The 9978-nt window shown below is 69.2% G+C and carries 3 protein-coding genes, 1 tRNA gene and 2 rRNA genes; 5 read left to right on the top strand and 1 reads right to left on the bottom strand.

Annotation, left to right across the window (positions count from 1 at the left end):
- The 4 genes from ACIRFL_RS25105 to ACIRFL_RS25090 form a co-directional block, all read left to right on the top strand.
- Positions 1–97, top strand: a 23S ribosomal RNA gene (locus tag ACIRFL_RS25105); the annotation flags it as partial.
- Positions 98–187: 90 nt separating this feature from the next.
- A 5S ribosomal RNA gene (gene rrf, locus ACIRFL_RS25100) occupies positions 188–304 on the top strand.
- A 115-nt stretch (positions 305–419) separates the two neighbouring features.
- Complete coding sequence (locus tag ACIRFL_RS25095; protein ID WP_404032385.1) at positions 420–1082, top strand: DegT/DnrJ/EryC1/StrS family aminotransferase; 663 nt, start codon at positions 420–422, stop codon at positions 1080–1082.
- Positions 1083–1168: 86 nt separating this feature from the next.
- A tRNA-Thr gene (locus ACIRFL_RS25090) sits at positions 1169–1241 on the top strand.
- A 73-nt stretch (positions 1242–1314) separates the two neighbouring features.
- On the opposite strand, the gene ACIRFL_RS25085 is transcribed toward ACIRFL_RS25090, so the two are convergent.
- Complete coding sequence (locus ACIRFL_RS25085) at positions 1315–4062, bottom strand: SpoIIE family protein phosphatase (RefSeq protein ID WP_404032380.1); 2748 nt, start codon at positions 4060–4062, stop codon at positions 1315–1317.
- A gap of 398 nt (positions 4063–4460) precedes the next feature.
- Here ACIRFL_RS25085 and ACIRFL_RS25080 point away from each other — a divergent pair, with 398 nt between their 5' ends.
- The gene (locus ACIRFL_RS25080) at positions 4461–9920 is read left to right on the top strand and encodes a HAMP domain-containing protein (RefSeq protein WP_404032377.1); all 5460 of its coding nucleotides are present in this window, start codon (positions 4461–4463) and stop codon (positions 9918–9920) included.
- Positions 9921–9978: the final 58 nt, after the last annotated feature.

Genomic DNA, 9978 nt, shown 5'->3' with positions numbered 1-9978 from the left:
GTAAGGCTCCCAGTAGACGACTGGGTTGATAGGCCGGATCTGGAAGCCAGGTAACTGGTGGAGGTGACCGGTACTAATAGGCCGAGGGCTTGTCCTCAGACGCTCGCGTTCACTGTGTTGGTTCTGAAACCACGAACAGCCCCATCCCTTTGTCGGGGTGGTGTGGGTGTTCATAGTTTCATAGTGTTTCGGTGGTCATAGCGTGAGGGAAACGCCCGGTTACATTCCGAACCCGGAAGCTAAGCCTTACAGCGCCGATGGTACTGCAGGGGGGACCCTGTGGGAGAGTAGGACACCGCCGAACTATTCTTGAAAAGGGTTGGGCCCCGAACTTCGGTTCGGGGCCCAACCCTTTTCTGTTTGTCGTAACGTGACGTTCACGTTGCGCGCTCAGCATCCAGCACATGGGTACTGCTGCCATGCTCAGGGCCGCCGGTGTCGGAGTCGGCGACGAGGTCGTCGTGCCGGCCTTCGGGAACATCGAGGTCGCCGAGGCCGTGACCCTCGTCGGTGCGCTCCCGGTGTTCGCCGACATAGACCCGGTGACGTACTGCCTGGACGCCTGCGCCGTCGAAGCGGCCGTAACCTCCCGTACCGCTGCGGTGGTCGTCGTGCACCGCTTCGGGCGGCGGGCGGACCTGGCGCAACTGCACGGGACGGGGCAGCGGCACGGGCTCCTGGTGCTGGAGCACACCGAGTCCGAGGTGCCGTACGACGAGATCGCCCAACGGCGGCAGCGGGCCGCCTACCTCGACGCCCGGCTGCGCGGTGTGCGCACCCCTGACAGCGGTGACGGGCACACCTTCCAGCAGTACGTCGTGCGCGTGCCGGGGAACGGCCGACCGGACCGGGACGCCTTCGCACGGGCCGTACGGGCCAGGGGAGTTGAGTGCCGGGTGCCGGTGAAGACGCCCGTGCACCGGATGCCGGAGTTCCGTCGGTGTGTGTCGCTGCCGGAGACCGAGCGGGCCGCCGACGAGACGCTGGCGCTGCCCGTGGACGCCTCGTTGACGAAGCGGGACATGCAGCGGATCGCCTCCGCGTGCAATGCGCTCGGCGGACTGCTTCAGCCCGCCTTCTGAGCGGCACTGAACGAGTTTGGGAGCACGGCTCCCTTCAGGGTATGCTCTGGACCGTTGCCGCGAGGGAAACCTCAAAAAGGCGACAGGCCCCTATAGCTCAGTCGGTAGAGCGTCTCCATGGTAAGGAGAAGGTCAACGGTTCGATTCCGTTTGGGGGCTCCGGCAAGAAAGGGCTCCACCCAGTCGGGTGGAGCCCTTTCTCATGCCTCGGTTCTTTCCCGGCCCTGGCGTTCTACTGGAGTTCCGGTACGCGCATCGCCAGGATGGCCATGTCATCTGATGGCGCGTCGGAGGCAAAGCGTTCCACCGCGCGCATGATGCGGGACGCGACCGCGCCGGCCGTCAGGCCCGTGCAGGTGGTGAGGACGTCCGCGAGTCCGTCGTCGCCCAACATGCGGGCGCCTTCCCGGCGTTCGGTGACGCCGTCCGTGACGCAGAGCAGCACGTCGCCCGGGTCGAGGGTGACCGTTTCCTCGTACAGCTCCAGATCCTCGATGACGCCGAGGAGGGGCTGGGGCTCGGCCGCCGGCTCCACCGTGCCGTCCTGGCGCAGCCGCAGGGGGAGCGGGTGGCCGGCGCACACCACCTTCAACTCCGCGCTGCCGTCCGTCTGCGGGCGCATCTCGCCGTACAGGAGTGTCAGGAACCGGCTGCGGGAGCCCTCGTCGAGGATGGCCGAGTTCAGGCGTTCCAGTACCGCCGGGCCGCTCAGGCCCTCGCGGGCCAGCAGGCGCAGCGCATGGCGGGCGAGGCCGGTCACGGCCGCAGCGTTGGGGCCCGTGCCGCACACGTCGCCGATGGCGAAGCCGTAGGCGTCGTCGCTGATCGGGAAGACGTCGTAGAAGTCGCCGCCGACCTCGTTGCCCTCGCCGGCCGCGCGGTAGATGACCTCGACCTCGACGCCCTCGATGTGCGGGGTGCCCGGCGGCAGGAGGCTGCGCTGGAGGGCCTGACTGATGGCCGTGCGCTCCGAGTACAGCCGGGCGTTGTCCAGGGCCAGGGCGGCCCGGCGGGACAGGTCCTCGGCCAGTTCGAGGATTTCCTGCCGGAAGTGTTCGTCGGTCGGCTTGCCCAGGGTCAGCATGCCGATGACGCGGTTGCGGGCGACGAGCGGCAGGACCACGGTCTCGCCGCCGACCGCGGAGGCCGTGGCGAGCGTCGGGCCGATGCCGGAGGAGACCTGGTGGGGCGGTCCGCCGGCCAGACCGAGACTGCGCATGGACGTGCGCAGCGCCGCCTGGTGGGCCACCTCGCCGGGAGCCGTCCAGACCCGGGCACCCGGGGTGGGCACCGGGTCCGGCGGCGCGATCTTCGACAGCAACGACTTGATGCCGTCGATGAGTTCCTCGTCCTCGTGCAGGACGTACGACAGATAGGGGTCCGATGCCTGGTCGGCGATGGTGTAGACGGCGCACCAGGTGGCCAGGGTGGGCACCGTCATCTGGGCCATCAGGGCCAGTGTCTGGTCCCGGTCCAGGGTGCCGGCGAGCAGGTCGGAAGCCTCCACGAGGAAGCTCAGCGAGCCACGGCGCAGCCGCTCCAGCTCGCCCAGGCGGGCCGATTCCACGGCCAGGGCGATCCGGTCGGCGGCGAACTGGAGGCGCAGCGCCTCCTCGTTGGAGTATCGGCCTGGTGCCTCCGCGGCGACGCCCAGGGAGCCCGTGAGGCGGCCCTCCACCTTGAGCGGGACGGTGACCACCGAGCGCATGCCGGTGCCGGCCAGCAGCGGAACGGCGCCCGGCACGGCCGTGAGGTCGTCGTGGACGGCGGGCATGCGGGCCGAGCCGTACCGGCCGGGGCCCGCCTCTACGGGCACGCGCGCGAAGCGCTGACGGGCCGAGGGCAGGCCGGTGGAGGCGCGGACCTCCAGCTCTGTCTCGTCGTCGGTCGCCAGCAGCAGGAAGGCGGAGTCGCCGTCGAGCATGTCGCGGGCGCGCTCCACGGTGCGCTGGAGGAGGCCGTCGAGGTCGTCCGGGGCGGGGGAGCCGATGAAGACCTCGAACGGGTCGGCGCTCTGGCCGTCGGAGACTTGGGGACCGTCGGAGGCCGGGACGCGCAACGGCGTCTGCAGGACGGCGCGTTCGTGGTCCCGCACCAGCAGGCAGACGGTGGAGGGTTCGCCGCCCGTGTCGCGTACCCGCAGGTGCGAGGCGTACACCGAGGTGACCCGGCCGTCGGCGCCGCGGATGCCGTAGCTGCCCTCCCAGCGCGACAGGCGCAGCGCCTCCACGATGCCGGTGCTGGTGCCGGGCGTGTGCGGCCAGGCCGCGAGGTCGGTCAGGGGCTTGCCGGTGACCTGGTCGGCGCTGTAGCCGAACAACTCCTCCGCGTCCTCGTTCCAGGACGTGATGGCGCCCTCGCGGTCGATCTGCACGACCGCGACCCGGACCCGGCCGTCGGCGAGCGGGAGCAGGTCCGCGGGCAGGGACGGGCCGGCCGCGCGGGTGCCGACCGGTCGTTCGGGCAGGTCGAGTTGGAACCAGACGTTCTTGTGCGTGGGCGTGTACTCGACACCCCAGCGGGCGGCCAGGGCCGCGCACAGCTGGAGTCCGCGGCCGCCCTCGCGGTCCGGGCTGCCCATGGCGATCGCGGCGCTCTGCACGGGCAGCTCACGCTCCGGGTAGCGGTCGGCGACCTCGATGCGTACACCGTCCTCGGTGCGCAGGCACAGCACATCGGCGTGCGTGCCCGCGTGCACCACCGCATTGGTGACGAGTTCGCTGGTGAGGACCACGGCGTCGTCGACGATGTCGGCGAAGCCCCAGCCCTGGAGGGTGTCGCGGACGAAGGAGCGGGCGGTCGCGACGGATCGTCCGACGGGCTCGAAGCTGGCGGCCGCGCGCGCGGTGATCACAGAACTCCTCGGCCGGTTGTCGACGGGCAGGGCGGCGTGGCCGTCCCGCTCGCGCCGCTGCTGCGGCATCCGTGCCCCCTTCGGCCTCTCCGGGGGCTGTCCCCCGGGGATCAGTCCGGTGGTCATGGTTCTGCGGCCGCCCCTCCGATGCCCGGTCGTTCTCCTGCCACCGCCCAGGCCGGACGGACCGGTGCGGCTGGACAGCCGCATGCAAGGTTACTTACCTTCGCCGTCCGGACGGATGCCGGTCGCCTGTCTTTACGCCCCCAGGGTGTGCGGACGATGTGCGAAGCTGCCGAACTGTTATGGCCTGGTTCCGCAGGGGTGAAACACTGGGCAAGCTTCTTGTGAAGGTCCGGACAGGCTGAGTGTGTTCTGTGCACGGGGGGCAGCAGCCCTTGGTGCGGCCGGATCGATCTGGAAGAAATACGCAGCGGTAACCGGTACGCGGCAGTAACCGGAACACCGATCGGCAGTACCCGACGAGCACAGCAGTGACGGTCGACCCCCGCGGGAGGGACACAGTGGAGTCTGGCGCAGCGACGCGGGCCACGAAGACGCGCGCGAAAGGCGGACGCTCCCTGGGCAAGCAGGGCGGCACCACCACGGTGGACACCGCTGCCCTGAACCGGCTGCTGGCGGCGCTCGTCGCCATGCGCGAGGGAAACTTCCGCAAGCGGCTCACCGTCTCCGGCGACGGTGTGATGTCCGAGATCGCCGCGGTCTTCAACGAGGTGGCCGACCGCAATCTGCATCTGACGGGTGAGCTGTCGCGGGTGCGGCGCATGGTGGGACGTGAGGGGAAGCTCACGGAACGGCTGGAGACGGGGGCCTGCGAGGGCTCCTGGGCCGCCGCGATCGACGCGTCCAACGCGCTCGTCGACGACCTCGTACGGCCCGTCTCCGAGGTGGGCCGGGTGCTGACCGCGGTGGCCGAGGGCGATCTGTCGCCGCGCATGGAACTGCGCACGCACGGGCCGGACGGCACCGGGCACCCGCTGCGCGGCGAGTTCCTGCGGGTCGGGCGGACCGTCAACAATCTGGTCGACCAGTTGTCCACGTTCACGGACGAGGTCACGCGCGTGGCCAGCGAGGTGGGCACCGAGGGCAAGCTGGGCGGCCAGGCCCGGGTGCGCGGCATGTCCGGTTCGTGGAAGGACCTGACGGAGTCCGTCAACACCATGGCCAACCGGCTCACCGCGCAGGTCCGGGACATCGCCCTGGTGACCACCGCGGTCGCGCGCGGTGATCTGTCGCGCAAGGTCACCGTGCACGTGGCGGGCGAGATGCTGGAGCTGAAGAACACCGTCAACACGATGGTGGAGCAGCTGTCCGCGTTCTCGTCCGAGGTGACGCGGGTCGCGCGCGAGGTGGGCACCGAGGGCATCCTGGGCGGCCAGGCACAGGTGCCCGGGGTGGCCGGCGTGTGGAAGGAACTGACCGACTCGGTCAACACCATGGCGGGCAACCTCACCGCCCAGGTGCGGGGAATCTCACAGGTCACCACCGCGGTCGCCAACGGTGATCTGTCACAGAAGGTGACCGTCCCGGCGCGCGGCGAGGTCGCGCAGCTCGCCGAGACGATCAACCAGATGACCGAGACGCTGCGGATCTTCGCCGACGAGGTCACGCGCGTGGCCAACGAGGTCGGCGGCGAGGGGCGGCTCGGCGGGCAGGCGAACGTGCCGGGCGCCGCGGGGACCTGGAAGGACCTCACGGACTCGGTGAACACGGTGTTCCGGAACCTGACCACCCAGGTGCGGGACATCGCCACGGTGACCATGGCGGTGGCGAGCGGTGATCTGTCGCAGAAGGTCACCGTCGACGTGGCCGGCGAGATGCTGGAGCTGAAGAACACCGTCAACGGGATGGTGGACCAGCTCTCCGCGTTCGGCGCCGAGGTCACGCGGGTGGCGCGGGAGGTCGGGGTCGAGGGCGAGCTGGGCGGCCAGGCGCAGGTGCCGGGCGCGGCGGGCACCTGGAAGGACCTCACGGACTCGGTCAACACGGCGTTCCGCAACCTCACCGGTCAGGTCCGCAACATCGCCCAGGTGACGACGGCGGTGGCCAACGGCGATCTGTCGCAGAAGGTCACGGTCGACGTCTCCGGCGAGATGCTTCAGCTGAAGAACACCGTGAACACGATGGTGGACCAGTTGTCGAGCTTCGCCGACCAGGTGACCCGTATGGCCCGGGACGTGGGCACGGAGGGCCGTCTGGGCGGTCAGGCCCGCGTGGACGGCGTCTCGGGCACCTGGAAGGAGCTGACGGACTCCGTCAACTTCATGGCGGGCAATCTGACCTCCCAGGTGCGGCAGATCGCCCAGGTGACGACGGCGGTGGCGCGGGGCGACCTGTCCCAGAAGATCGACGTCGACGCGCGCGGGGAGATCCTGGAGCTGAAGAACACCATCAACACGATGGTGGACCAGTTGTCCGCCTTCGCCGACCAGGTGACCAAGGTGGCCCGTGAGGTGGGCACCGAGGGCCGCCTCGGTGGGCAGGCGCAGGTGCCCGGCGTGGCGGGCGTGTGGCGCGACCTGACCGACTCGGTGAACGGCATGGCAGGCAACCTCACCGCCCAGGTCCGCAACATCGCACAGGTGGCCACGGCGGTGGCGCGGGGCGACCTGTCCCAGAAGATCACCGTGGACGCGCGCGGGGAGATCCAGGAGCTGAAGAACACCCTGAACACGATGGTCGACCAGCTGTCGTCGTTCGCCCAGGAGGTCACGCGCGTCGCGCGCGAGGTGGGCACCGAGGGCATGCTGGGCGGCCAGGCGGAGGTCCAGGGGGTCGCGGGCACCTGGAAGGACCTCACGCAGTCCGTGAACTTCATGGCGAACAACCTGACCATCCAGGTCCGCAACATCGCCGAGGTCACCACCGCCGTCGCCAAGGGAGACCTGTCGAAGAAGATCACCGTCGACGCCAAGGGTGAGATCCTCGAACTGGTCACCACGGTCAACACCATGGTCGACCAGCTGTCGTCCTTCGCCGAGCAGGTGACCCGGGTGGCCCGTGAGGTGGGCACCGAGGGCATCCTCGGCGGCCAGGCGCATGTGCCGGGTGTCACGGGCATCTGGAAGGACCTCAGCAACAACGTGAACCTCATGGCCAACAACCTGACCATGCAGGTGCGCAACATCTCCCAGGTCTCGGCGGCCGTCGCCAACGGCGACCTGACGCGCCAGGTGACGATCGAGGCGCGCGGCGAGGTGGCGCAGCTCGCCGACACCATCAACACGATGGTCAAGACGCTGAGTTCGTTCGCCGACCAGGTCACCAAGGTGGCCCGCGAGGTGGGCACGGACGGCATCCTCGGCGGCCAGGCGCACGTCCCGGGCGTGGCCGGCACATGGAAGGACCTCACCGAGTCGGTGAACCAGATGGCGTCCAACCTGACCGGCCAGGTGCGCAACATCGCCATGGTCACGACGGCCATCGCCAAGGGCGACCTGACGAAGAAGATCGACATCGATGCCCGGGGCGAGATCCTGGAACTCAAGACGACCATCAACACCATGGTCGACCAGCTGTCGAGCTTCGCCGAGGAGGTCACCCGGGTCGCCCGCGAGGTGGGCACGGAAGGTCAGCTCGGCGGGCAGGCACGCGTGCGTGACGTGGACGGGACCTGGCGCGACCTGACCGAGTCCGTGAACGAGATGGCCGGGAACCTGACCCGGCAGGTGCGCGCCATCGCGCGCGTGGCGACCGCGGTGACCCGGGGCGACCTGAACCTGAAGATCGACGTCGACGCCTCCGGTGAGATCCAGGAGCTTCAGGACTACATCAACAAGATGATCGCCAACCTGCGCGACACCACGATCGCCAACAAGGAGCAGGACTGGCTCAAGGGCAACCTCGCGCGCATCTCCGCGCTGATGCAGGGCCGACGCGACCTGGAGGACGTCGCCTCGCTGATCATGAGCGAGCTGACGCCGGTGGTCTCCGCGCAGCACGGCGCGTTCTTCCTGGCGATGCCGCTGGTCGACGGCAAGGACATGAACGACGAGAGCGAGGACGCCTACGAGCTGCGCATGCTCGGTTCGTACGGCTACTCGATGGGTTCCATGCCGACGTCGTTCCGCCCCGGTGAGGCGCTGATCGGGACGGCCGCCCAGGAGAAGCGCACGATCCTGGTGGAGAACGCGCCCAGCGGCTACCTGAAGATCTCCTCGGGGCTCGGCGAGGCGCCGCCCGCCCAGGTGATCGTGCTGCCGGTGCTGTTCGAGGGCACGGTGCTCGGAGTGATCGAGCTGGCGTCCTTCACGCCGTTCACGCAGATCCAGAAGGACTTCCTCAACCAGATCGCCGAGATGATCGCGACCAGCGTCAACACCATCTCCGTGAACACCAAGACCGAGGTGCTGCTGAAGCAGTCGCAGGAGCTGACCGAGCAACTGCGGGAGCGGTCGGCCGAGTTGGAGAACCGGCAGAAGGCGCTGCAGGCGTCCAACGCGGAGCTGGAGGAGAAGGCCGAGCTGCTGGCCCAGCAGAACCGGGACATCGAGGTCAAGAACACCGAGATCGAGGAGGCGCGGCAGGTCCTGGAGGAGCGCGCCGAGCAACTGGCGGTCTCCATGCGCTACAAGAGCGAGTTCCTGGCCAACATGTCGCACGAGCTGCGCACCCCGCTCAACTCGCTGCTGATCCTGGCCAAGCTGCTCGCCGACAACGCCGACTCCAACCTGACGCCGAAGCAGGTCGAGTTCGCCGAGACGATCCACGGGGCCGGTTCCGACCTGCTCCAGCTGATCAACGACATCCTGGACCTGTCGAAGGTCGAGGCGGGCAAGATGGACGTCTCGCCGACCCGTATCGCGCTCGTCCAGCTGGTGGACTACGTGGAGGCCACCTTCCGCCCGCTGACCGCGGAGAAGGGGCTCGACCTGTCCGTACGGGTCTCTCCGGAGCTGCCGGCCACGCTCCACACCGACGAGCAGCGCCTGCTCCAGGTGCTGCGGAACCTGTTGTCGAACGCGGTGAAGTTCACCGACTCCGGATCGGTCGAGCTGGTGATCAGGCCGGCCGGCGCGGACGTCCCGGTGGGCGTCCGGGAGCAGCTGCTGGAGGCCGGTTCGCTCACCGACCCGGACGCGGAGCTGATCGCGTTCTCGGTGACCGACACGGGGATCGGCATCGCGGCCAGCAAGATGCGGGTCATCTTCGAGGCGTTCAAGCAGGCGGACGGCACGACCAGCCGCAAGTACGGCGGCACGGGCCTCGGGCTGTCGATCTCGCGGGAGATCGCGCAGCTGCTCGGCGGTGAGATCCACGCGCAGAGCGAACCGGGACGCGGCTCCACGTTCACCTTGTATTTGCCGTTGCACCCGAGCGAATTGCCGCCGCAGGGCTACCAGCAGGCGGCGCCCGCGCTGGCGGCGGGCGACCTGGTGGCCTCCGCGCAGCCGCCGTCCGAGCTGTCCGGCGTCGAGATCGAGACGCCGGCCGAGGTGAAGTCGTACCAGGAGACGCAGAACGGCGCCGCGGCCCTCTTCAGGCGCCGTCGCAAGGGCGCCCCGGCCGTCGAACAGCGGCCCGGGCAGTGGCCGGCCGCGGAGCAGGAGCCGGCCCCGCAGGCGCGCAGGGGAGTGCGGTTCGGCGGCGAGAAGGTGCTGATCGTCGACGACGACATCCGCAACGTCTTCGCCCTCACCAGCGTCCTGGAGCAGCACGGTCTGTCCGTGCTGTACGCCGAGAACGGCCGCGAGGGCATCGAGGTCCTGGAACAGCACGACGACGTGGCGGTCGTGCTGATGGACATCATGATGCCCGAGATGGACGGGTACGCGACGACGACCGCGATCCGCCGGATGCCCCAGTTCGCCGGGCTGCCGATCATCGCGCTGACCGCGAAGGCGATGAAGGGCGACCGGGAGAAGGCGATCGAGTCGGGGGCGTCCGACTACGTCACCAAGCCGGTCGATCCGGACCATCTGCTGACGGTGATGCGGCAGTGGATGCACGAGGAGGTCGTGTGATGGTGTGGGTTGCGGGGAACCATCCGGTCCCCTGCCGCGTTTTTGCTATGTGCACAGT

Source organism: Streptomyces sp. NPDC102462 (genome assembly GCF_044765425.1).
Classification (GTDB): Bacteria; Actinomycetota; Actinomycetes; order Streptomycetales; family Streptomycetaceae; genus Streptomyces.
Note: the sequence above shows the minus strand (reverse complement) of the source record. Positions and strands in the feature narration are given on the sequence as shown.

What these genes read in the sequence shown, in the direction of transcription:
- ACIRFL_RS25085 (WP_404032380.1), bottom strand. Translation starts at nt 4,062, where the DNA reads ATGACCACCGGACTGATCCCCGGGGGACAGCCCCCGGAGAGGCCGAAG.
- ACIRFL_RS25095 (WP_404032385.1), top strand. Translation starts at nt 420, where the DNA reads ATGCTCAGGGCCGCCGGTGTCGGAGTCGGCGACGAGGTCGTCGTGCCG.